A 20,382-nucleotide genomic window follows, 5' to 3' on the forward strand; every position below is an offset into this window, starting at 1 on the left:
CCATGCACCGACCCGACCCTTCACAGTTCAGCAGGCGCACCGCGCTGACAGGCGGACTCACCGTCGCCGCGTTCACCGCCCTGCCACCGCTCGCCTCGGCTGACGCGGGGCCAACGCCCGCCGGTGGCCGTGGGGCGACCCTGATGCGCTGGGCGCGCGACACCTGGGCGTCCATGGTGGCGATGACCGACCCGGTCACGGGCCTCATCTCCGACAACATCACCGGCGATCTCGGCAACCGGGCCCACTACACGTCCCCGACCAACATCGGCGGCTACCTGTGGAGCACGATCGTGGCCCGCGACCTGCGCATCATCACGCCCGGCGAGGCCAACATCCGGATCCGCAGGACGCTCAGGACCCTTCGCGGGATGCAACACCATGATGCGGCCGGCATGTACTTCAACTGGTACGACCCGCGCGACGGCTCCGCCATTCTCGAGTGGCCTGACGACGGCAACCCCGTGGTGCCGTTCGTGAGCAGCGTCGACGCGGCCTGGCTGGGCGCGGCCCTGCTCGTCGTGCGCAACGGCGACCCGGGCAACTCCAAGGCGGCCGGAGAGCTGTTCTCCCGGATGCGCTTCGATGTGTTCGCCGACCCGACGTTCTCGAAGCCCTACCTGAACTACGGCGGCTACTACCTCGAGGAGCCGACCCGGCTGACCAGCCCGCCGCCCACGATCGCGCGCGACCTGATCGGTGAAGGCAGCGACGTCTGGTACACCCGCGACCACCACTACGACACCGTCGTCTCCGAGACCCGCATCACCACCTATCTCGGGATCGCGAAGGGGCAGATTCCGCCGGAGTCCTATTACCAGGCGTGGCGCACCTTCCCGCCGGACTGGGACTGGCAGGAGTCGATCCCTGTCGGCGAGTGGCACACCTACCTCGGCGTCGATGTCTACGAGGGGCATACGACTATCTGGGGCGCCAGACCGTTCCCGGTTGGGGTGGCTCGATGTTCGAGGAGCTCATGCCCAACGTGTTCGTGCCTGAGGAGACGTGGGCGCCTCGCTCCTGGGCCGCAACCATCCACGCCACGTGGCCGTGCAGAGGCTGCACGGCATGCAGGAGTACGGATACTGGGGCTTCTCCCCGCCAGCCACCCGGCGGGCGGGTACAGCGAGTGGGGAGTCGATGCCCTCGGGCTCAACCCCGACGGCTACTTCTCCGACATCGAGCGCACCAACTACTCGGCACGGACCAACCCCGCCCCGGACTTCGGCAATGGGGTGGTCACTCCGCACGCAGCGTTCCTCGCGATGCTGCACGATCCCGCAGAGGCATATGCCAACCTGACCCGCATCGAACACGACTTCGACTCCTACGGCGCCGGCGGCTTCTACGACGCCGTTGCGACGGCCACCGGCCAGGTGGCGAAGCGGCACCTCTCCCTCGATCAGGCCATGATCCTGGGCGCACTCGGCAATGTGCTCGCCGGCGGCAACCTGCGGCGGTACTTCACCCGCGGTGAGGTGGAGCGGCGGGTCCGCCCAGTCATCGCCCCGGAGATCTTCGCGCCGCTGGGAGGTGAATGAGTCATGCCGGCCACCTACCTGAGCGACGCTTCGGGCACGCGCTACCGCGACCTGAACCGCAACGGGCGGATGGACCCTTCGAGGATCCACGGCTTCCCGACGAGGAGCGCGTGGCGGACCTCATCGGCCGGCTCTCACTCCCGGAGAAGATCGGGCTGATGTTCCACACGGTCATCGAGGCCGGCGAGGACGGGTCGGTGAAGGAGGCGGCCGGCGACATCTCGAAGTCGGGAACGACCTCGGTGGTGCGGGAAGGTTCATGAACCACTTCAACGTGCACCGCCTCGGTGACGCCCGCTCTATCGTGCGGTGGCACAACGCCGTCCAGGCGATCGCCGAGCAGACCCCGCACGGCATCCCCGTCACCATCTCGACCGACCCGCGGCACTCGTTCTCAGAGAACTCCGGGGCCAGCTTCGCCGCCGGCAGCTTCTCCCAGTGGCCCGAGATGCTCGGCCTGGCAGCCCTGCGCGACCCCGGCCTGGTGCGCAGGTTCGCCGACATCGCCCGCCGCGAGTACGTGGCCGTCGGGATCAGGGCGGCGCTCCACCCGACGCTCGATCTGGCCACGGAGCCCCGTTGGGCGCGCCAGGCCCAGACGTTCGGGCAGGACCCCGACCTCGTGACGGCACTGGGGCTGGCCTACCTCGACGGGCTGCAGGGGCCCGGTCTGGGCAAGGGCAGCGTGGCGTGCACGGCGAAGCACTTCCCCGGCGGCGGGGCCGTGCGCGGCGGTGAGGACTCGCATTTCCCCTACGGCAAGGACGCGGTGTACCCGAGCGGAAGCCAGGAGTCGCATCTGGCGCCCTTTCCGGCCGCGGTCGATGCGGGCGTGAGCGCCGTGATGCCGTACTACTCCCGCCCGGTCGACCTGACGCTGCGCGGCATCGCCGCCGAGCCGGTGGGGTTCGGGTACAACCGCGCGATCGTGACCGACCTGCTGCGCGGCGAGTTGGGTTTCACTGGCGTGGTGCTGTCGGACTGGGAGTTGGTCAACGACAACCAGGTCGGCGACCAGGTGCTTCCCGCCCGGGCCTGGGGTGTGGAACATCTCGACCCTGCCGGCCGGATGCAACTGCTGCTCGAGGCGGGGTGCGACCAGTTCGGCGGCGAGGAGTGCGTCGAGGTGCTCGCGGATCTCGTCAGCAACGGTCGGGTTTCGCAGGAACGGATCGACGAGTCGGCCACGCGGCTGCTCACCGTCAAGTTCCAGCTCGGCCTCTTCGATGACCCGTATGTCGACGAGGAGCAGGCGGCCGTGGTGCTCGGCGAACCTGGCGCCGTCGCCGAGGGCTCAGGGCCCAGGCGGCCTCGGTCACGGTGCTGAAGGGCAGCCTCCCCGTCTCCCCGGCCGGGTCTATGTCGAGGGGATGTCGGCGGAGGCGGCGGAGCGACTCGGCGTGGTCACGGAGCGCCCCGAGGACGCGGAGCTTGCCGTCATCCGGCTCCGGGCGCCCTTCGAGCCGCGCGACGAGTTGTTCTTGGAGGCCTGGTTCCACCAGGGATCCCTCGACTTCCAGCCCGGGCTGCGGGTGCGCCTCGAGCGGATCGCGGAGCACTGCCCCGTCATCCTCGACGTGTTCCTCGACCGCCCGCGGTGCTGACTCCCCTGCTGGAACTCGCGGACGTGGTGGTGGCCAACTACGGGACCAGCGACTCGGCCCTCGTGGACGCGTTGACCGGTCGGGTCGAGGCGGTCGGGCGGCTCCCCTTCGACCTGCCCGTTCGATGGACGATGTACGGGCGCATCCGGAGGACCGGGTCGGGTTCGTCGATCCTCTGTTCCCCTGCGGCTTCCGGGCCTCCTGAGTCAGTCGACGTCGGCCGCGGCGGCCGTCCAGGTGTTGCAGTTGCCGAGATCGACGGAGTACAGGCCGCGGATCCCCAGTAGGCGAGCGAGTCGGGGATCCGTGGATGCCGTCTTCGATGGTCGCCCGCAGGTACATCTCGAAGTCCTCGAGCAGTGGCGCCCCGATCGGATACGACCGGTCGTGGGCCATCGTCGCGTACCCCATGCAGGTGGCCTGCAACTCGATCCGCCTGCTCGACTCGTTCCCGATGCCGACCCGGTACTCGGCCTCGAAGAAGCCCGCCTGCGCCTGAAGGTGGTGGCCGTACTCGTGGCCGGCGACGTCCTTGATGCCGAAGTCCATCCAACTGGCGCCGTTGAGGGCGTCCTCGCCGAAGTAGATGGCCCGCCCTGGGCCGAGCAGTACAGGGCCGGCGCCGTCACGTTCCCGCAGGGGGTGTCGACGCTGCTGCCCTCGTAGTAGTAGACGGGGATGTCCTCGGAGTTGTATCCGAGCGCCGTGAGCATCGGCTTGAACGCCGCCTGCAGGCACTCGAGTTGGCCCCCGCGAGGCGTTCGATGTCGCCCATGTCGGTCGCGATCTCCGCCGCAGGGCAGCCTTCCAGGACCGGCACCGGCTGCGCGTAGAGGACGCTCTGCTGCAGCGTCATCCAGTCGGGATCGCTCGAGTCGGCGGGCGGCAGGTCGTTCCACTGCCTCGGCGGGAGATTGGGGTTGACGGCACCCGGCTCGGGACCGACCGGATCCACCGGTGCCGGATCCACCGGTGCCGGATCGACCGGTGCGGGTTGGGTTCCCGGCCCGCCGGAGGGCTGGGCGACCGGGATCTCGGGGAGCGACCCGAAGATGTCACCGACGGCACGCAGGACATTGACGGCAACCACGAGGATGAACCCCACGACCACGAGCGTGACCAGCGTCTTGCCGAACCCGCCCGAGCGGCGGGCGGACGGCGCCCCGGCAGGCCCGGCTGGTGGCCGCCAGTCCACTGCGGGGCTGCCGCCACTGTTGAGGCTGTTGCCACTGCGGGGCCTGCGGCCACTGCCGGGGCGCCTGGTTCCATGCCTGCGTGTTCTGCCACGGCTGAGGGGCCGCTGCTGCGGAGGGAGATTCCACCCCGGCGCCGGTCTCTGCGGCACGGGGGCGGTTGCTGCCCGCCCGGCCAGTTGCCCTGCGTCACCGGTTCCTCCTCATGCGACGTCCTCTGCCGGGCGACCCACGTGTTGCACTGGCCCAGGGTCGCCGCGTACAGCCCCCGCATGCCCCAGTTGGTGAGCGACTCCCGGTTGCCATGCACGTTGTCGATCAGCATCGTCTGGAGCCTTCCCCGCCAGGAGTCGAGATCGGCGGCGCCGAACCCGAACGAACGGTTGTGGTAGGTCAGCATCGCCGACCAGCAGGTCGCCTGCAACTCGGAGCGACGCTCCAGTTCATTGCCCGCGGCAGCGCGAGCTTCGCCTCCGTGATCCCGGCGAGCTTCTGGAGGTGGTGTCCGTACTCGTGGTTGACCATCTCGTTGACGGACAGGTCCCAGGAGGCGGCCATCTCCATGTGCTCCTGCCCGAAGTACACCGTCCCGTCGCCGGCCGAACAGTAGAACGCGGGGCCGTCAGGTAGCCGCACTCGCTCTTGGAGCCCGCTCCCGGATAGAACATCACAGCGGGCTCGACGACCGACCAGCCGAGCCGCTCGTACAGGGCACCCACGCCAGGTGCACGCACGACCACTGGGCCCGCACTGCGGCCTTCCACTCCTCCTCGGTCGTCACGACCGCCGGCTCGGGGCAGCCGGTCAGTGTCACCGACGGCAGGTCGTCGAGGGCCGTCACCTGCAGGGGGTAGAGCACCGATGTCGGGTCGGGCACCGGCAGTTGCTTCCACGCGACCTCGGGCAGCGACCAGGAGCGACCGCCGGGCTCGGGGCTGACGGTGACGACGGGTGTGACCACGGGCGTCGGCGAGGCGCTCGGCGTGGGACGGGGACTACCCGGGGTGGGCCGGGGCGTCGGGCTCCTGACCGCGCCGTTGACCCGCGGCTGGGCGACGGACGTGCGGTCCCGACTCCCCACCGAGGAAGACGGCAACCGTGGCGAACGCGACGATGACGAGCACTGCCATGGCCGCGATCCCGATCCGCATCCAGATTCCGGGGCCCGGATCCGGTGGGGCAGCGTGCCAGGCGTGCCTCCGGAACTCGTCGGAGTCCGCCGGGCTCCACGGATCATCCGAGGCCTGCGGTGGCGGCGCCGACGGCGGCGGAGGGGTCCCTGATGTCCCCAGTTCTGCATCGCCCACCTCCTGCTAAGGCTCAGAGCCTAGACGCTCAGAAGATCAGGACCGCCACGAGAACGGCAAGGACCGCGATCAGCACGACGCCGACGATCCCGACCGCGATGGCGACGGGCGCCAGATCGCGCGAGGCAGTGACGTTGCCGGCAGGCGGGCCGCCTGGGTCACGATCGCCGGGATGTTGGCCGCTGCGGCAGGGAGCTTCTCGATGACAGGCACCAGGTCGCCGAGCGTGCGGGCGCCGTAGACGGTGTCCATGGCGGCCGCGTACTCGTCATGGCTGATCCGCCCGTCACCGAAGGCGTCATTGAGTCGGGCCGTCAGCGAATCGCGTTCGGCATCATCGACCGGGTCACCGGATCGTTGCAGGTACTTCGAGCTCGGGGCAGCGCCATGGGCCCCATCATAGGGGCGCGCTCAATCGGCGAGCGGGGCGAACATGTCGCCGAGGCGTTCGGCCCGCCGTCGGGCTCGGTGAGCACCCAGGTTCCCCGGGGTGATCGCGACGGTGTTCTCCCAGTGGGCGCCGCGGGAACCGTCGCGGCTGACGACGGTCCATTCGTCGTCGAGTTCGAGGGTGTCGTGCGTGCCGAGCGTCAGCATCGGCTCGATAGCGAGCGCCATCCCGACGCGCAGCCGGGGCGTGGGCCTCGTGCGGTGCCAGTTGGGCACGTCCGGAGCCATGTGCATCTCTGTGCCGATGCCGTGTCCTGTGTACTCACGCAGGGTGCCGTAGCGGCGTGGGAGGCGCTTCACGTAGCCCTCGATCGCCTTGGACACGTCGCCTACCCGGTTGCCCTCATGGGCGGCGGCCGCGCCGGCCCAGAAGGCCTCCCGGGTCGCGTCGATCAGTTCAAGGTCGTCACGGCCGGGATCTCCCACGATGACGGTGCGGGCGGCGTCGCCGTGCCAGCCTGAGAGGATCGCACCGAAGTCGATGGAGACGACGTCACCGTCGGCGAGCACGCGGGGCCCGGGATGCCGTGGACGAGTTCGTCGTTGACGGAGATGCATGCGACGGCCGGGAACGGGGCGCCGTACTCGGCGCCGTATCCGAGGAACGAGGAGGTGGCGCCGTTGCGGGAGAGGACCTCGCGGCCCACGGCGTCGATTTCTCGGGTGGTGACGCCGACCGCGGCGGCTGCGCACATGGCGTGCAGGCCCTCCGCAACCACCAACCCGGCCCGCCTCATGAGCTTCAGCTCATCGATGGACTTGATTTCGACGAGGGCCACTTCGGCTCAGGCCTTGACGCGGGCGTCGACCATCGAGAACATCCGCTGGCGGACCTCCTCGACGGTGCCGGTGCCGTCGACATCGACCAGCAGGCCCTTGTTCTCGTAGTGGAACAGGAGCGGCGCCGTCTGGCCGGCGTAGACCTCCATCCGGCGACGGATGGTGTCCTCGTTGTCGTCGGCACGCCCCTCGATCTCGGCGCGGGCCAGGAGCCGCTGCACGAGCGCCTCAGGCTCGACCATGAGCGACACGACGGCGTCGATCTGCTCGGAGCGCTCCGCAAGGTGCCGGTCGAGGAAGTGCACCTGGTGCATGGTGCGAGGGAATCCGTCCAGCAGGAAGCCGGGCTCGCAGTCCGGCTCCGTCAGGCGGGACGCGACGATCTCCTCGGTGACGTCGTCGGGGACGTACTCCCCGGCGTCGATGATCGCCTTCACCTTCACGCCGAGCGGCGTCTGGTTCTTGATGTTGTACCGGAAGATGTCGCCGGTGGAGATGGCGGGCACACCGTAACGCTCGGCCAGTGCCGTCGCCTGGGTGCCTTTGCCCGCACCCGGTGCTCCCATGATCAGAAGCTTCACTTCAGGAAACCCTCGTAATTCCGCTGCTGGAGTTGGCTCTCGATCTTCTTGACCGTGTCAAGGCCGACGCCGACGATGATCAGGATCGAGGTGCCGCCGAAGGGAAGTTCTGCTGCGCGCCGACGGCCATGAACGCAATGGTCGGGATCAGTGCGATCACGGCCAGGTACAGCGAACCCGGCGCGGTGAGCCGCGACAGGACGTATGCCAGGTACTTCTCGGTGGGCTTGCCCGCACGGATACCCGGGATGAAGCCTCCGTACTTCTTCATGTTGTCCGACACCTCTTCAGGGTTGAAGGTGATGGAAACGTAGAAGTAGCAGAAGGCGATGATGAGGACGAACTGGATGAGGCTGTAGGTCCAGGAGTAGACACCGTTGCCTGTGAAGTTGGCGCTGATCCACTGCGACGCGGCACTCTCGGGGCGGAACGTCGCCCACAGCACCGGCAGGTACATGATCGAGGAGGCGAAGATGACAGGGATGACGCCGGACTGGTTGACCTTCAGCGGGATGTAGGTGGTGGAGCCGCCGACGAGGCGGCGACCGACCATGCGCTTGGCGTACTGCACCGGGATCCGACGCTGTCCCTGCTCGACCCAGATGACGCCGAGCATCACGAGCAGGCCGATCGCGATGACGACGAAGAAGAGCACCCAGCCGGTCACGCCTTCGTGACCCTGCTTGATGGACCAGACGCCTGCGGGGAAGCTGGCGACGATCTGGGTGAAGATCATGATGGACATGCCGTTTCCGACGCCGCGTTCGGTGATGAGCTCACCCATCCACATGATGAGGCCGGTGCCCGCGGTCATGATGAGGACCATGACGACGAGCGGGAAGATCTCATCGGAGTACAGCAGGCCGGTGCAGCCGGGAAGCAGCTGCCCGGTGCGCGCGAGCGTCACGAACGCGGAAGCGTTGAGGACGGCGAGCACCAGCGTCAGGTACCGGGTGTACTCGGTGATCTTCGCCTGCCCTGAGGCACCCTCCTTCTTCAGCGCCTCGAGCCGCGGGATCACCACGGTCAGCAGTTGAAGAATGATGGAGCTGGTGATGTAGGGCATGATGCCGAGCGCGAAGATCGTCAGCTGCAGCAGCGCCCCGCCCGAGAACAGGTTGATGATGTTGTAGATGCCCGCATTCGTGCCGGTGGTGGCCGCCGCCAGACACTCGTCGATGCGTCCCATGTTGACGTTCGGCGTGGGGATGGTCGACCCCAGGCGGAACACCGCGATGATGCCCAGTGTGAACAGGAGCTTCTTGCGAAGGTCCGGTGTCTTCAACGCGTTTGCGAGAGCGGAGAGCATCCAGATCTACTTTCAACTAAAGACAGTGGCTTGGCGCGCCCGGAGGCACGGCAACCATGGCAGCCTACCAAGCGGTGCCCCACCACCAAAACTCCAGGCCATCAGATGAGCGGTCGGGCGAAAAGCAAAGGGTGGCCCCGGCGAACCGGGACCACCCTCAGGGCGTTCTATGGACGTCAGAGCTCGTTGGCGGAGCCGCCAGCGGCCTCCAACTTCGCCTTGGCCGAGCCGGAGAACGCGTTGGCGCTCACCTTCAGGGCCACCTGGACGTCGCCGTTGCCGAGAACCTTGACGAGCGAGCCCTCACGGACCGCGCCGGCCGACACGAGGTCGGCGACGGTCACGTCGCCTCCCTGCGGGAACAGCTCGGCGAGACGGCCTACGTTGACGACCTGGAACTCGACCCGGAACGGGTTCTTGAAGCCCTTGAGCTTCGGCAGGCGCATGTGCAGCGGCATCTGGCCGCCCTCGAAGTTCTCAGGAACGTTCTTGCGCGCGCCGGTGCCCTTGGTGCCGCGGCCAGCGGTCTTACCCTTCGAGCCCTCACCACGGCCGACACGAGTCTTCTCGGTCTTGGCTCCGGGTGCGGGACGCAGGTGATGAAGCTTGAGCGACATGGTCACTTCACCTCTTCCACGGTAACGAGGTGGGCGACAGTGCGGATCATGCCGAGCACCTCGGGGCGATCCTCACGCGTCACGGAATCACCGATCCGCTTGAGGCCCAGGGTGCGAAGCGTGTCGCGCTGGTACTGCTTTCCGCCCACCGCAGACTTTGCCTGGGTGATCTTGAGCTCTGCCATTACTTGGCCGCCCCTTCCTTGGCGGCGCGCAGCATCGCGGCCGGAGCCACGTCCTCGACGGGGAGCCCGCGGCGCGAAGCGACGGCCTCCGGCGTCTCGAGCTGCTTGAGCGCCTCGACGGTCGCGTGGACCACGTTGATCGCGTTGGACGAGCCAAGCGACTTGGACAGCACATCGTGGATGCCTGCGCACTCGAGCACCGCGCGGGCCGAACCACCGGCAATCACACCGGTACCGGGGAAGCCGGACGCAGCAGCACAACGCCGCCGGCCTTCTCACCCTGGACGGGTGCGGGATGCTGCGCTGGATCATCGGAACGCGGAAGAAGTGCTTCTTGGCCTCTTCAACGCCCTTGGCGATGGCGGCCGGCACCTCCTTCGCCTTGCCGTAGCCGACGCCGACCATGCCCTCGCCGTCACCGACGACGACCAGTGCGGTGAAGCTGAAGCGCCGACCACCCTGGACGACCTTGGCGACGCGGTTGATGGTAACCACGCGCTCGAGGTACTTGTTCTCTTCCTTCTGTGCCTGGCCACGACGATCGTCACGGCCACGACGCTCACCCGCGCCGGATCGGCGCTGCTGGGTTTCACTCATCGTAAAAACCTTTCTTATCGTCTGTGGTTAGAAGCCGAGCCCAGCCTCACGGGCGGCGTCGGCAAGAGCCGCGAGCCGTCCGTGGTACTGGTTGCCCGCACGGTCGAAAACGACGTTCTCGATGCCGGCTGCCTTGGCGCGTTCGGCGATGAGGGAGCCGACCTTGCGGGCCTTCTCCGACTTGTCGCCTTCGGCCGCACGCAGGTCTGCCTCCATGGTGGAGGCCGAGGCCAGCGTCCTGCCCTGGACGTCGTCGATCACCTGAACGAACAGGTGGCGGGACGAGCGGGTGACCACGAGGCGGGGGCGTTCGGCCGAGCCGTTGATCTTCTTGCGGACACGCAGCTGACGGCGTGCGCGCGAAGCGCTCTTGGGAGCAAGCGACTTGTTCTGCTTGATCGAGATGGCCATTACTTACCAGCCTTTCCGGCCTTGCGGCGGATGTGCTCGCCCGCGTAGCGGACGCCCTTGCCCTTGTACGGCTCGGGCTTGCGGAGCTTGCGGATGTTTGCCGCGACCTCGCCGACGAGCTGCTTGTCGATGCCCTTGATCGTGAGACGGGTGGGGTTTCGACAATGAACTCGATGCCCTCGGGCGCGTCGATGATCACCGGGTGGGAGAAGCCGAGCGCGAACTCGAGCTGCTTCGGACCCTTGGAGATCACGCGGTAACCGACGCCGACGATCTCGAGCTTCTTCTCGTAGCCCTCGGTGACGCCGATCATCATGTTGTTGACCAATGTGCGGGTCAGGCCGTGCAGCGAGCGCGATTCGCGCTCGTCGTTCGGACGCGAGACCTGCAGCTGACCGTCATCGCCCTTGTCGATGGTGATGGGTTCCGCGATGTTGAGCGTCAGGGTGCCCTTCGGGCCCTTCACGTCGATCTGTCGGCCGTCGAGCTTGACGTCCACACCGGACGGAACGGCGATGGGGAGCCTGCCAATTCGTGACATATTGTTTTTCTCCTTACCTTCGCCGGGTCACCAGACGTAGGCGAGAACTTCGCCGCCCACGGACTTGGACTTGGCGTCGCGGTCGGTCAGAAGACCCTGCGACGTCGAGATGATCGCGATGCCGAGACCTCCGAGCACCTTGGGGAGCTCGGTCGACTTCGCGTAAACGCGAAGGCCCGGCTTGCTGATACGACGGAGTCCGACGATCGAGCGCTCGCGCGACTCGCCGTACTTGAGGGTGACGGTGAGGATCTTGCCCACCTGACCCTCGACCTCGGACAGTTCGTAACCAGCGATGTAACCGTTCTTCTTGAGGATCTCGGCGATGCCCACCTTGATCTTCGACGACGGCATGGACGTGGAATCCAGGAACGCCTGGTTGGCGTTGCGCACACGCGTGAGCATGTCTGCGATCGGATCAGTCATCGTCATGACTAGTTGCCTCTTATCTACACCGGTTTCCGGATACCCGGACCTGGTGTCGGTTGTGTGGAATGTGGAGTCAGGTCACCAGGACGACTTGGTCACGCCGGGGAGTTCCCCCGCGTGGGCCATGTCGCGAAGGCAGATGCGGCACAGGCCGAACTTGCGGTAGACCGAGTGGGGTCGTCCGCACTTCTGGCAACGGGTGTACGCGCGCACGCCGAACTTGGGCTTGCGGGACTGCTTGACCTTGAGTGCTGTCTTAGCCATTGCGTATCAGCTCACTTCTTCTTCTTGGCGTAGAAGGCGGGGCCGCGCTTGGCCGTCGGCTTCTTCGGGTCGTCGACAGCCTTGAACGGGAAGCCCAGGTGCTTGAGCAGCGCCCGACCCTCTTCGTCGGTGTTGGCCGACGTCACGAAGGTGATGTCCATGCCACGCACGCGGTCGATCTTGTCCTGATCGATCTCGAGGAACATGACCTGCTCGTTGAGACCGAAGGTGTAGTTGCCGTTGCCGTCGAACTGGCGACCGTTGAGGCCACGGAAGTCACGGATTCGGGGAAGCGCGAGCGTCAGGAGACGGTCGGCGAACTCCCACATGCGGTCGCCACGCAGCGTGACGTGGCAGCCGATGGGCATGCCTTCACGGAGCTTGAACTGGGCGATCGACTTGCGGGCCTTCGTCACGGACGGCTTCTGGCCGGTGATCGCGGTGAGGTCCTTGATGGCGCCATCGATGATCTTCGAGTCGCGCGCGGCCTCGCCGACACCCATATTGACCACGATCTTCACGAGACCGGGGATCTGCATGACGTTGTCGAAGTTGAACTCCTGCTGCAGGGCAGGAACGATCGTCTCGCGGTACTTGGCCTTGAGACGGGGCATGGTGCTGGTCACGGTCTCGGACATCAGATCTCCTCACCGGTCTTGCGGGCGATGCGCACGGAGCGCTGACCCTTGTAGGTGGAACCGTCTGCGCGACGCTTCTCCACCTCGACGCGCTTGAACCCGATGCGGGTCGGAACGTCCTTGCCGTCGACCTGGACCAGGAGCTGCACGTTGGAGACGTGCACCGGGGCCTCGACGTTGATGATGCCACCCTCGACGCGGCGGCCGTTGGCCGTCTGCGACTCGCGGCGGTGCTTCTTGACCAGGTTCACGCCCTGGACCGTGACGCGCTGACCCTCGATGTCAACGGCGATGACCTCACCCTTGGCACCCTTGTCGTTGCCCGAGATGACAAGGACGCGGTCGCCCTTCTTGATGTTCAGGCCTGCCATGTCAGATCACCTCCGGCGCGAGCGAGACGATGCGCATGAACTTCTTCTCGCGAAGCTCACGAGCGACGGGGCCGAAGATGCGGGTGCCGCGGGGCTCCCCGTCGTTCTTCAGGATCACGGCCGCGTTCTCATCGAACTTGATGTAGGAACCGTCGGCGCGGCGACGCTCCTTCTTCGAGCGGACGAGGACGGCCTTGACGATGTCGCCCTTCTTGACGTTGCCGCCGGGGATCGCATCCTTGACGGTGGCGACAAAAGTGTCACCGAGGTAGGCATAGCGGCGCTTCGAGCCACCGAGAACACGGATGCAGAGGACTTCCTTCGCACCAGTGTTGTCGGCGACCTTCAGCCGCGACTCCTGCTGGATCATTACTTCTCCTTGCTCCACCGGTTCCGTTAGGCCTTGTGAAACTCGAAACGAACCACCTGGATTTTGCCAGGTGGCAGCCCCCAGCTCGAGGGAGAGAGGGCCGTGGTCGCTGTCTGGGAGAGGTCCCCCGGAGGGGCACAGACCCAAGACAACTTGCACAGTCTATCGCAGTGTGCCTGAGCGTGAAAATCGGCGCACTACTCGCTCCGCAGGGCCTCCACCGGGTCCCTCCTGGAGGCCGCCGTCGCCGGGATCAGGCCGGCGAGCGCCGTCAGTCCCATGGAGATGGCCACCAGGATGAGGGCGGCCTGCCAGGGCAGTTGCGCCACGTTGGCGACGTCGAAGTTCGCGTAGACGATCGCGTTGGCCGGGATGGTGAGCAGGAAGGTGATCGCCACGCCGAGGGCGCCCGCGACGAAGCCGACGATGAGGGTCTCCGCATTGAAAACCGTGCGGATGTCACCCTTGCTCGCACCGATGGAGCGGAGGATGCCGATCTCCTTCTTGCGTTCGAGCACGGAGATGTAGGTGATGACGCCGATCATGATGGAGCTGACGATCAGCGAGATCGCGACGAACGCGACGAGCACGTAGCTGACCATGTTGATGATGTCGGTGACCGAACCCATCAGGGCTCCGACGATGTCGGTGTAGGTGATCACGCGGGCCTCGTCGTTGTCGCTGCGGGCCTTCTCGTTGTAGCCGTCGAGGATCGAGATGACCTGGCCCTTGGACTCGAAGTCGATCGGGTAGATCGAGATGTCGGATGGCTCGTCCAGGCTCGCATAGCCGAGCGTACGGAGGTTCGACTCGTAGGAGACCTGCCGCGACGTCGCCATCGACATGAGCAGCTGGGTGAGCTCCTCCTGGTTCTTGTTGAGCTTGAACGCGTCCGTGAAGGCGTCCTGGTCGATGCTCATCGCCGACGACATCTGCTCGGTGAGCTGCCCCATCGCCCCCTCGAGCGTCGAGGTGATCTGGCTACGCAGGGCATCACCCAGCTGGGCGCCGATCTGCTGGCTGTAGGTGGCCATCACCTGCGACAGGTAGTCGCCGAGCACGCCCTGGAGCTGCCTCTGGAGGGAGTCGGTGTCGATCAGCCCCATGGCCGAGGCCTGCAGCGCTTCTCCCTGGTCGGACGCGAGGAAGCCCTCGAGGCTGCCCGCGATGTCGGCGGGGTCGATCCCGTGCTCGGCCGCGTAGCCGAGGAATCCCGTGACGAGCTGCGTGACGATGCCCGGGTCATCGGTGCCGACGAGCAGCGCCTTCGCCTCATCGGAGGCGAGGAAGGCAGGCAACGCGACGTCGACAGCGGTGGGGTCGAGATTGTTGGCGGTGGTCCAGGCGACGTAGGACTCGGCGAGCCCGGTGACGACGCCGCCCGCGCGGCCGACATCGGCGTCCAGATTGTCGGGGATCTTCACCAGGGTCGTGAGGTCGAGGTCGCCGAGCACCGCGGCGAGATCGAGCGGCGGGAGGTCGGCGGGGTCGAGGTCCAGCTCCGGCATGCTCAGGTTGTCGAGCCCGCCGAGGTCGAGCTGAAGCTTCGACTGGTCGAAGGTGAACGCGTTCTTGATCGCGTCCTCATCGATGGTGACCAACGATGAGAGGTCGAGCTCCTGGGGCCCGCCGCGTCCTCGGTGAAGCCCTTCCCGAGAAGACGTCCGTGTCGCGGTGGGCGAGCTGCCCTTCACGATCTCGCTCGCGGCCGCCTCGTCCATCAGGTGACGGGTGAGCTCGGAGGTGTAGTAGATGCCCGGTTGCAGCACCGAGTTGTCGCCCGAGGGCTTGACGACGCCGACGACCCGGAGCGTCTCGCCCGCGTCCACCAGCGTGCGCATGTACGCCTCGTCACCTCGGCGGTCGGTCCAGACGCCGTAGTCGGCGTCGTAGGTGTAGCGGTCGGCGGCGGGAACCACGCGGAAGGTGACGCCCATCACCTGGGCGTAGGTGAGGTCGAGCTTGTTGCCCGGCGTCTTCACGGGCTCCTCATTGATGATCTGCTCGACCATGGAGTCGAGCTCGGCCGGGTCACGCAGGCCCATCGCGTAGAGGGCGAGGTCGCTGATGCCGCCGCTCGGGCTGAGCACCACGATGGTCTCGTCCGCGGCGCTCGGCCAGCGGCCCGCGACGACGTCGTACTGCGTATCGACGAGCGAAAGGTCGTCCATCAGCTCGGCGAACACCGATGTGCTGCCCATGGAGCCCATCAGGTTGGACTGGGACGCACCCTGCAGCCCGATCCGGGAGAAGGTGTCGTCGGGGTTGACCTGGCGCACTGCCTTGGTGGTGTCGGCGGCGTAGATCTGCGGCGTCACGTCGTAGGAGTACTCGATGGCGTTGACGTACCCGTCGATGCCTCCGCCGTCGCCATCGAGGAATCTCTTGAGCGATCCGAGGTCGTTGGTGCCGATCCCGCCGAACATGCTGGAGACCATGTCGACCTCGTGGACGTCGCCTGTCCGCTGGGCCTTGCCATCCATCTCGTCCATCAGGCCGGCCGAGGCGGCGAGCATGGAGCCGAGGTCGAAGCCCTGCTTCTGGATCGACAACGGATACATCGAGAGGGTGTCCTCCTCGACTCCCTTGATGTACGCGTTGACACCGTTGGCGAGCGCGAGGATCGCGGCGATGCCGATGATCCCGATGCTGCCCGCGAACGACGTCATCAGGGTGCGGCCCTTCTTCGTCATCAGATTGTTGAACGACAACGCGATGGCGGTCAGGAACGACATCCGGGTGCGCCTCGGCGCGGTGCGGGGCCCTGAGGCTCTGTTTCGGGCGCGAACGGGTTGGTGTCGGAGGATATGACGCCGTCGCGGAGCGACACGATGCGGGTCGCGTAATCCTCGGCCAGTTCGGGGTTGTGGGTGACCATCACGACGAGGCGGTCGCGGGCGATGCTCGTCAGGAGTGCCATGATCGCGACGCTGGTGGTGGAGTCGAGGGCGCCGGTCGGCTCGTCGGCGAGCAGGATCTCGGGGTCGTTGATGAGGGCACGGGCGATCGCCACCCGCTGCATCTGTCCGCCGGAGAGCTGGTTGGGCCGCTTGTGGACGTGCTCGGCGAGGCCGACCTCGGAAAGGGCCTCCAGCGCGCGGCTCCTGCGTTCGGCGGGTGAGACGCCCGCAAGCGTCAGGGCAAGTTCGACGTTGGCTAGCACCGTCTGGTGCGGGATCAGGTTGTAGGCCTGGAAGACGAACCCGATGCGGTTGTTGCGGTAGGTGTCCCAGTCGCGGTCGCGGTAGCTGTGCGTCTCGACGCCGTCGATGATGAGGTTGCCGGAGTCGTAGTGGTCGAGGCCGCCGACGACGTTGAGCAGGGTCGTCTTACCGGAGCCGGACGGCCCGAGGATCGCGACGAACTCGTTGTCGCGGAACGCGATCGAGACGTCGTTCAGCGCCACCTGCGTGAAGTCACCCGTCGTGTAGGACTTCCTCACATTGCGCAGCTCAAGCACCTGCTGACCCCTCCGGACGCCCGCATCCGACATGGAACGCCACGCCAATGCTAGGTGGGTCACCCAAGCGCGCGGCAATCGGCCGGGCGTCCGGGCATGTCCGTCACTTCTGGGATCCGGCCAGCAGCGCCTGCACGAAGTAGCGCTGGAAGGCGAAGAACACGATCAGCGGGACGATCATCGACAGGAAGGCCCAGAGGAGAGCACATCGATGTTGGAGCCGTACTGCCTCAGCTGCGACTGGATCGCCACCGTCAGCGGCATCGACTCCGCGTTGGTGAAGATGAGCGCCACGAGCATGTCGTTCCAGGTCCAGAGGAACTGGAAGATGGCGAGTGACGCGATCGCCGGCCTGCCGAGCGGCAGCACGACCGAGTAGAAGATCCGCCACTCCCCCGCCCCGTCGACGCGGGCCGCCTCCAGCAGCTCACTCGGGAACTGCACGAAGAAGTTGCGCAGGAGGAAGATGGCGAACGGGAGGCCGAACGCCACGTGGAAGGCGATCACGCCGACCACGGAGCCGAAGATCCCGATCTGGCCGAACAGCCGGGCCAGCGGGATCAACGCGACCTGGACCGGGACGGCCAGCAGCACGATGATCGCGATCAGCAGCCAGTCGCGGCCCGGGAACTTCAGCCACGCGAACGCGTAGGCCGCCACGGCGGCCATCAGCACCACGAGCACTGTCGCGGGCACCGCTATCACCACGGTGTTCAGGAACGACCCGGTGATCACCGGGTTCCTCAGCAGGTTCGCGTAGTTCTCCACCGTCAACTGTGCCGGTGCCGTCAGCACCTTCCACCAGCCGGAGGCGGAGTTGTCGCCGCTGCTGCGCAGCGAGGTGAGCAGGAGCCCAGTGTCGGGATGAGCCAGAAGACCGCGACGACGGCGAGCACGACGTTGACGATCGTCGAGTTGAGCGCCCGCATCACCTTCTGCATGGGGTGCGCTTCTGCACGATGGTGAGTTCGCTCATCGGCTCCGCTCCTCCCGGAACCGCCGGACGTTGATGATCATCGACGGGAGCACGAGGATGAGCAGCAGGATCGCGAGCGCGGATCCGAGCCCGTAGTCGTTGCCGCCGCCGAACGACACCGTCCACATCTCCACGGCGATCACGTTGGCGGCGGGTCGCGAGGCTCCGGGCGGGATGACATAGACCAGGTCGAAGATCTTCAGGACGTTGATGATCAGCGTGACGAGGACGACGACGAGCACCGGGGCGAGCAGCGGCGCGGTGATCCTGGTGAACACCTGCCACTCGTTCGCCCCGTCCACCCTCGCCGCCTCCTGCAGGTTGCGGTCCATGGCGGAGAGGCCCGAGGCGATCATCACCATCGCGAATCCCGCCCAGATCCAGACGTAGGCGAGGATCACGACGGCGTTGATGAACGTGGAACTGAGCCACGACACCCCGCTGGCGCCCTCGTCGAAGTTGGAGGCCGGGAGCGCAACCCGGTAGGCCTGACCGCTGTCGAGGCCCTCCAACAGGAAGGTCCCGTCGTGCGCGGTGGTCGCGGTCGCCGCGACCGATCCGTCTGCCGTGACGGCGTCGACGCGGACGCCCGGCAGGCCGGACTTGCCCTCGTCGATGGAGCCCTGGGTGCCCCGCCACCGCGGACCAGATCGAGGAAGACGGTGCCCGCGACCTGGTCGGGCCCGGGCTGCGCCGCTGCGGCCGCCTGGGCGGCGTCCTGGGGCAGGAGATCCTGCCGGATCCCGATGAGCGGGAAGTTGACGATCCTGCCGGGCCCGACCTCCCCTCGGTGGCGATGATCCCCTGCTCGGCCGTGATGCCCTGCTCGTCGCGCGGCTTGGCCCCCGGGTAGCTGGACTCGGGGCTGAACGCGTTGCGTACCCCGACGATGGCCGCATTCACGGCGCCGAGTTGGGGGTTCTCCTGGAACAGACCGCGGAAGATGACGCCCGCGGCCAGCATCGAGATGGCCATCGGCATGAAGATGATCAGCCGGAACGCCGTCTTCCACCTGAGCTTCTCCAGCAGCACCGCGAAGATCAGCCCGAGGACGGTGCACAGCAGCGGCGCGACCAGCACCCACAGGATGTTGTTGCGGATGGCGGTGAATGTCGTTTCGTTGGTGAACATCGCAACGTAGTTCTGCCAACCGACGAACCGGCCACCGGACCGGTCGAAGAAGGACCGCACCAGGGTGAACACGATCGGGTACACCACCAGGGCGCCCAGCACCACCAGCGCGGGGAGCAGGAAGGAGGCGATGATCAGCCCCTCCGGAGCCGACCCGGAGGCCGACCCGGCGGGGCAATGGAGGCTGTCATCGTCACGTCGCTCACTTGTAGGCTGCGACCGCCGCCGCCTCGAGGCGGTCCATGGTGCCCTGGACATCCTTCGGGTTCTCGTAGAAGGTGATCATCTCCTGCCAGAAGCCCTGTCCCTGGGTGCCACCGAAGGCGCTCGGGGTGAGGTCGGACATGTCGAACCGGAACGACTCGGCGCCCGTCAGGGCCTCGGCGATCTGCCTGGAGATGTCGTCCGGGTAGAGCGACGTGTCGACCTTGTTGTTCGGTGAGGTGAGTCCGCCCTTCGACACCCAGATGGAGGCCGACTCCGGGGAGGCCAGGTACTTCATGAGTGCCGTGGTGGCCTCGTCATCGGTGAACTGGATGGCCACGTCACCGCCGCCGACGACCGCGGGACCCGAGTTGTTGACCGACGGGAAGTCGAACAGGAGAGCCGTCTTGCCGACCTCGGAGTTGCCGTCCTGGGCGATGACGCCCGCCACGAAGTCGCCCTCGAAGACGGTGCCAGCCTGCGGGTTCGCGCCGAACACCTGGGTGATGGACTCCGGGAAGGTGCGCTGGGCACCTCCCGGCTCGACGAGGTCGGTGCCGAACAGGGTCGCCAGCACGTCGAGGGCCTCCTTGACGGAGGGATCGGTCCACGGGATCTCATGCCTGGTCAGCTGGTCGTACTTCTCGGGCCCGGCGGTGCGCAGGTAGACGTTCTCGAACCAGTCGGTCAGCGGCCAGCCGACGTCGGCGCCGATGGAGATGCCCGCGTAGCCGCTGTCACGGATCAACCCGAGTTCCTTCAGGAAACCGTCCCAGTCCTTCGGCGGGGTCGCTCCCGCATCGTTCCAGATGGTGGCGTTGTACCAGACTGTGGACTTGTTGGCCGCCTTGAACCAGACGCCGTACAGCTTGGAGTCCACGGTGCCGAGGTCGATCCAGGACTGGGAGTAGTTGTCCTTCACCAGTGCGGCGACGTCATCGGCGACCGGCTTGATGTCACCCTTGGTTGCGAGCTGCTCCATCAGCGCCGGCTGGCCGACCACCGCGACGTTCGGTGGCGTCCCACCCGCGAGTTGTCCGGAGATGTAGGTCGGCCCGTTGTCACCGAAGCTGGTGTAGGTCACCTTCGCCCCGGTCTCCTTCTCGAACTGCGACAGGACCGCCTCGAAGTTGGTCTGTTCGGCACCGGACCAGGCGGCAACCACGTTCAGCGTCGTGCCGGTGAAGTCTCCGAGTCCACCGCCGCCGGTTCCGGGGCTCTCAGCGGGGGTGGTGACGCCACTGTTCCCGTCGGGGCGGGTGGGGTGGTGCCGCCGCCGCACGCGGTGAGCAGCAGCGCACCTGCGAGGGCTGCGAAGGCGAGTGCTGGTAGTCGGGTGGTCGTGTGCCTGAACATGCAGGTCTCCTCAGATCCCGGCACGGGGCAACCTTGCGACCCGCGCCGTCGCGGTCAGTTACCCGAC

At 66.8% G+C, this 20,382-nt stretch carries 26 protein-coding genes and 4 pseudogenes; 6 read left to right on the forward strand and 24 right to left on the reverse strand.

Annotated features, from left to right (window positions below; all coding sequences use genetic code 11):
• Positions 1 to 2 precede the first annotated feature (2 nt).
• The 4 genes from G7085_RS04145 to G7085_RS04160 all read left to right on the forward strand — a co-directional run bounded on the left by G7085_RS04145 (position 3) and on the right by G7085_RS04160 (position 3,145).
• Positions 3 to 1,541 (forward strand): glucoamylase family protein, encoded by a 1,539-nt coding sequence (locus G7085_RS04145; protein WP_197510063.1) that lies wholly within the window; start codon positions 3 to 5, stop codon positions 1,539 to 1,541.
• 110 nt (positions 1,542 to 1,651) lie between these two features.
• Positions 1,652 to 1,804, forward strand: coding sequence for a hypothetical protein (locus tag G7085_RS04150; RefSeq protein ID WP_197510064.1), 153 nt, complete (start codon positions 1,652 to 1,654; stop codon positions 1,802 to 1,804).
• Positions 1,801 to 2,868, forward strand: a complete 1,068-nt coding sequence (locus G7085_RS04155) for a glycoside hydrolase family 3 protein (protein ID WP_197510065.1) — start codon at positions 1,801 to 1,803, stop codon at positions 2,866 to 2,868. The genes G7085_RS04150 and G7085_RS04155 overlap by 4 nt, the downstream gene beginning before the upstream one ends.
• Before the next feature lie 43 nt (positions 2,869 to 2,911).
• Positions 2,912 to 3,145, forward strand: a complete 234-nt coding sequence (locus tag G7085_RS04160; protein ID WP_197510066.1) for a hypothetical protein — start codon at positions 2,912 to 2,914, stop codon at positions 3,143 to 3,145.
• 206 nt (positions 3,146 to 3,351) lie between these two features.
• Here G7085_RS04160 and G7085_RS04165 read toward each other — a convergent pair whose 3' ends face one another.
• The 23 genes and pseudogenes from G7085_RS04165 to G7085_RS04265 form a co-directional block, all read right to left on the reverse strand.
• Positions 3,352 to 3,858 carry a hypothetical protein gene (locus G7085_RS04165; protein WP_197510067.1) on the reverse strand — a complete coding sequence of 169 codons (507 nt, stop codon included), beginning with the start codon at positions 3,856 to 3,858 and terminating at the stop codon, positions 3,352 to 3,354.
• Entirely contained in the window at positions 3,771 to 4,250 is a 480-nt protein-coding gene (locus tag G7085_RS04170; RefSeq protein ID WP_197510068.1) for a hypothetical protein, read from the reverse strand. Before G7085_RS04170 ends, G7085_RS04165 begins: the two co-directional genes overlap by 88 nt.
• 481 nt (positions 4,251 to 4,731) lie before the next feature.
• Complete coding sequence (locus G7085_RS04175) at positions 4,732 to 4,923, reverse strand: hypothetical protein (RefSeq protein ID WP_197510069.1); 192 nt, start codon at positions 4,921 to 4,923, stop codon at positions 4,732 to 4,734.
• A gap of 82 nt (positions 4,924 to 5,005) precedes the next feature.
• Positions 5,006 to 5,299 carry a hypothetical protein gene (locus tag G7085_RS04180; RefSeq protein ID WP_197510070.1) on the reverse strand — a complete coding sequence of 98 codons (294 nt, stop codon included), beginning with the start codon at positions 5,297 to 5,299 and terminating at the stop codon, positions 5,006 to 5,008.
• Between the two features lie 415 nt (positions 5,300 to 5,714).
• On the reverse strand, positions 5,715 to 6,008 hold the full coding sequence (locus G7085_RS04185; protein WP_197512732.1) for a DUF1707 SHOCT-like domain-containing protein: 294 nt from the start codon (positions 6,006 to 6,008) through the stop codon (positions 5,715 to 5,717).
• A gap of 89 nt (positions 6,009 to 6,097) precedes the next feature.
• Positions 6,098 to 6,832 (reverse strand): annotated as a pseudogene (gene map / locus G7085_RS04190) (type I methionyl aminopeptidase); the annotation flags it as partial.
• A 48-nt stretch (positions 6,833 to 6,880) separates the two neighbouring features.
• On the reverse strand, positions 6,881 to 7,456 hold the full coding sequence (locus tag G7085_RS04195) for an adenylate kinase (RefSeq protein WP_197510071.1): 576 nt from the start codon (positions 7,454 to 7,456) through the stop codon (positions 6,881 to 6,883).
• Positions 7,453 to 8,765 (reverse strand): annotated as a pseudogene (gene secY, locus G7085_RS04200) (preprotein translocase subunit SecY). Before secY ends, G7085_RS04195 begins: the two are co-directional and overlap by 4 nt.
• 176 nt (positions 8,766 to 8,941) lie before the next feature.
• Positions 8,942 to 9,382 (reverse strand): 50S ribosomal protein L15, encoded by a 441-nt coding sequence (gene rplO, locus G7085_RS04205; protein WP_197510072.1) that lies wholly within the window; start codon positions 9,380 to 9,382, stop codon positions 8,942 to 8,944.
• 2 nt (positions 9,383 to 9,384) lie between these two features.
• Positions 9,385 to 9,567 carry a 50S ribosomal protein L30 gene (gene rpmD, locus G7085_RS04210; RefSeq protein ID WP_197510073.1) on the reverse strand — a complete coding sequence of 61 codons (183 nt, stop codon included), beginning with the start codon at positions 9,565 to 9,567 and terminating at the stop codon, positions 9,385 to 9,387.
• Positions 9,567 to 10,164: pseudogene (gene rpsE, locus G7085_RS04215) on the reverse strand (30S ribosomal protein S5). The gene rpmD and the pseudogene rpsE overlap by 1 nt, the downstream one beginning before the upstream one ends.
• A 27-nt stretch (positions 10,165 to 10,191) precedes the next feature.
• The gene (rplR, locus tag G7085_RS04220) at positions 10,192 to 10,575 is read right to left on the reverse strand and encodes a 50S ribosomal protein L18 (protein WP_197510074.1); all 384 of its coding nucleotides are present in this window, start codon (positions 10,573 to 10,575) and stop codon (positions 10,192 to 10,194) included.
• Positions 10,575 to 11,116: pseudogene (gene rplF, locus G7085_RS04225) on the reverse strand (50S ribosomal protein L6). Before rplF ends, rplR begins: the two are co-directional and overlap by 1 nt.
• Before the next feature lie 27 nt (positions 11,117 to 11,143).
• Positions 11,144 to 11,548, reverse strand: a complete 405-nt coding sequence (rpsH, locus tag G7085_RS04230; RefSeq protein ID WP_197510075.1) for a 30S ribosomal protein S8 — start codon at positions 11,546 to 11,548, stop codon at positions 11,144 to 11,146.
• Positions 11,549 to 11,623: 75 nt separating this feature from the next.
• Positions 11,624 to 11,809 (reverse strand): type Z 30S ribosomal protein S14, encoded by a 186-nt coding sequence (locus tag G7085_RS04235; protein WP_077347763.1) that lies wholly within the window; start codon positions 11,807 to 11,809, stop codon positions 11,624 to 11,626.
• 11 nt (positions 11,810 to 11,820) lie between these two features.
• A complete protein-coding gene (gene rplE / locus G7085_RS04240; protein WP_269451768.1) occupies positions 11,821 to 12,447 on the reverse strand; it encodes a 50S ribosomal protein L5 in 627 nt (208 codons plus the stop codon).
• On the reverse strand, positions 12,447 to 12,818 hold the full coding sequence (gene rplX / locus G7085_RS04245; RefSeq protein WP_231979204.1) for a 50S ribosomal protein L24: 372 nt from the start codon (positions 12,816 to 12,818) through the stop codon (positions 12,447 to 12,449). The genes rplE and rplX overlap by 1 nt, the downstream gene beginning before the upstream one ends.
• A 1-nt stretch (position 12,819) precedes the next feature.
• Entirely contained in the window at positions 12,820 to 13,188 is a 369-nt protein-coding gene (rplN, locus tag G7085_RS04250) for a 50S ribosomal protein L14 (RefSeq protein ID WP_197510076.1), read from the reverse strand.
• A 197-nt stretch (positions 13,189 to 13,385) separates the two neighbouring features.
• Positions 13,386 to 15,923, reverse strand: a complete 2,538-nt coding sequence (locus G7085_RS04255; protein ID WP_231979205.1) for an ABC transporter permease — start codon at positions 15,921 to 15,923, stop codon at positions 13,386 to 13,388.
• Positions 15,911 to 16,648 (reverse strand): ABC transporter ATP-binding protein, encoded by a 738-nt coding sequence (locus G7085_RS23980; RefSeq protein WP_331715462.1) that lies wholly within the window; start codon positions 16,646 to 16,648, stop codon positions 15,911 to 15,913. Before G7085_RS23980 ends, G7085_RS04255 begins: the two co-directional genes overlap by 13 nt.
• Before the next feature lie 177 nt (positions 16,649 to 16,825).
• Complete coding sequence (locus G7085_RS04260) at positions 16,826 to 17,443, reverse strand: carbohydrate ABC transporter permease (protein ID WP_331715463.1); 618 nt, start codon at positions 17,441 to 17,443, stop codon at positions 16,826 to 16,828.
• Positions 17,437 to 17,589, reverse strand: a complete 153-nt coding sequence (locus G7085_RS23985; protein WP_231979206.1) for a hypothetical protein — start codon at positions 17,587 to 17,589, stop codon at positions 17,437 to 17,439. Before G7085_RS23985 ends, G7085_RS04260 begins: the two co-directional genes overlap by 7 nt.
• 31 nt (positions 17,590 to 17,620) lie before the next feature.
• Positions 17,621 to 18,136 (reverse strand): carbohydrate ABC transporter permease, encoded by a 516-nt coding sequence (locus G7085_RS04265; RefSeq protein ID WP_197510077.1) that lies wholly within the window; start codon positions 18,134 to 18,136, stop codon positions 17,621 to 17,623.
• Between the two features lie 15 nt (positions 18,137 to 18,151).
• Here G7085_RS04265 and G7085_RS04270 point away from each other — a divergent pair, with 15 nt between their 5' ends.
• Complete coding sequence (locus G7085_RS04270; RefSeq protein WP_197510078.1) at positions 18,152 to 18,424, forward strand: hypothetical protein; 273 nt, start codon at positions 18,152 to 18,154, stop codon at positions 18,422 to 18,424.
• Between the two features lie 74 nt (positions 18,425 to 18,498).
• A complete protein-coding gene (locus G7085_RS04275; protein WP_197510079.1) occupies positions 18,499 to 18,765 on the forward strand; it encodes a hypothetical protein in 267 nt (88 codons plus the stop codon).
• A 192-nt stretch (positions 18,766 to 18,957) separates the two neighbouring features.
• On the opposite strand, the gene G7085_RS04280 is transcribed toward G7085_RS04275, so the two are convergent.
• A complete protein-coding gene (locus G7085_RS04280; protein ID WP_197510080.1) occupies positions 18,958 to 20,124 on the reverse strand; it encodes an ABC transporter substrate-binding protein in 1,167 nt (388 codons plus the stop codon).
• Between the last annotated feature and the right edge of the window lie 258 nt (positions 20,125 to 20,382).

The sequence above is a fragment of the Tessaracoccus coleopterorum genome (assembly GCF_011174705.1).
Taxonomy (GTDB): Bacteria; Actinomycetota; Actinomycetes; order Propionibacteriales; family Propionibacteriaceae; genus Arachnia; species Arachnia coleopterorum.

What these genes read in the sequence shown, in the direction of transcription:
- G7085_RS04145 (WP_197510063.1), top strand. Translation starts at nt 3, where the DNA reads ATGCACCGACCCGACCCTTCACAGTTCAGCAGGCGCACCGCGCTGACA.
- G7085_RS04155 (WP_197510065.1), top strand. Translation starts at nt 1,801, where the DNA reads ATGAACCACTTCAACGTGCACCGCCTCGGTGACGCCCGCTCTATCGTG.
- G7085_RS04160 (WP_197510066.1), top strand. Translation starts at nt 2,912, where the DNA reads ATGTCGGCGGAGGCGGCGGAGCGACTCGGCGTGGTCACGGAGCGCCCC.
- G7085_RS04165 (WP_197510067.1), bottom strand. Translation starts at nt 3,858, where the DNA reads ATGCTCACGGCGCTCGGATACAACTCCGAGGACATCCCCGTCTACTAC.
- rplO (WP_197510072.1), bottom strand. Translation starts at nt 9,382, where the DNA reads ATGTCGCTCAAGCTTCATCACCTGCGTCCCGCACCCGGAGCCAAGACC.
- rpmD (WP_197510073.1), bottom strand. Translation starts at nt 9,567, where the DNA reads ATGGCAGAGCTCAAGATCACCCAGGCAAAGTCTGCGGTGGGCGGAAAG.
- rplR (WP_197510074.1), bottom strand. Translation starts at nt 10,575, where the DNA reads ATGGCCATCTCGATCAAGCAGAACAAGTCGCTTGCTCCCAAGAGCGCT.
- rpsH (WP_197510075.1), bottom strand. Translation starts at nt 11,548, where the DNA reads ATGACGATGACTGATCCGATCGCAGACATGCTCACGCGTGTGCGCAAC.
- G7085_RS04235 (WP_077347763.1), bottom strand. Translation starts at nt 11,809, where the DNA reads ATGGCTAAGACAGCACTCAAGGTCAAGCAGTCCCGCAAGCCCAAGTTC.
- rplE (WP_269451768.1), bottom strand. Translation starts at nt 12,447, where the DNA reads ATGTCCGAGACCGTGACCAGCACCATGCCCCGTCTCAAGGCCAAGTAC.
- rplX (WP_231979204.1), bottom strand. Translation starts at nt 12,818, where the DNA reads ATGGCAGGCCTGAACATCAAGAAGGGCGACCGCGTCCTTGTCATCTCG.
- rplN (WP_197510076.1), bottom strand. Translation starts at nt 13,188, where the DNA reads ATGATCCAGCAGGAGTCGCGGCTGAAGGTCGCCGACAACACTGGTGCG.
- G7085_RS04255 (WP_231979205.1), bottom strand. Translation starts at nt 15,923, where the DNA reads ATGTCGTTCCTGACCGCCATCGCGTTGTCGTTCAACAATCTGATGACG.
- G7085_RS23985 (WP_231979206.1), bottom strand. Translation starts at nt 17,589, where the DNA reads ATGCAGAAGGTGATGCGGGCGCTCAACTCGACGATCGTCAACGTCGTG.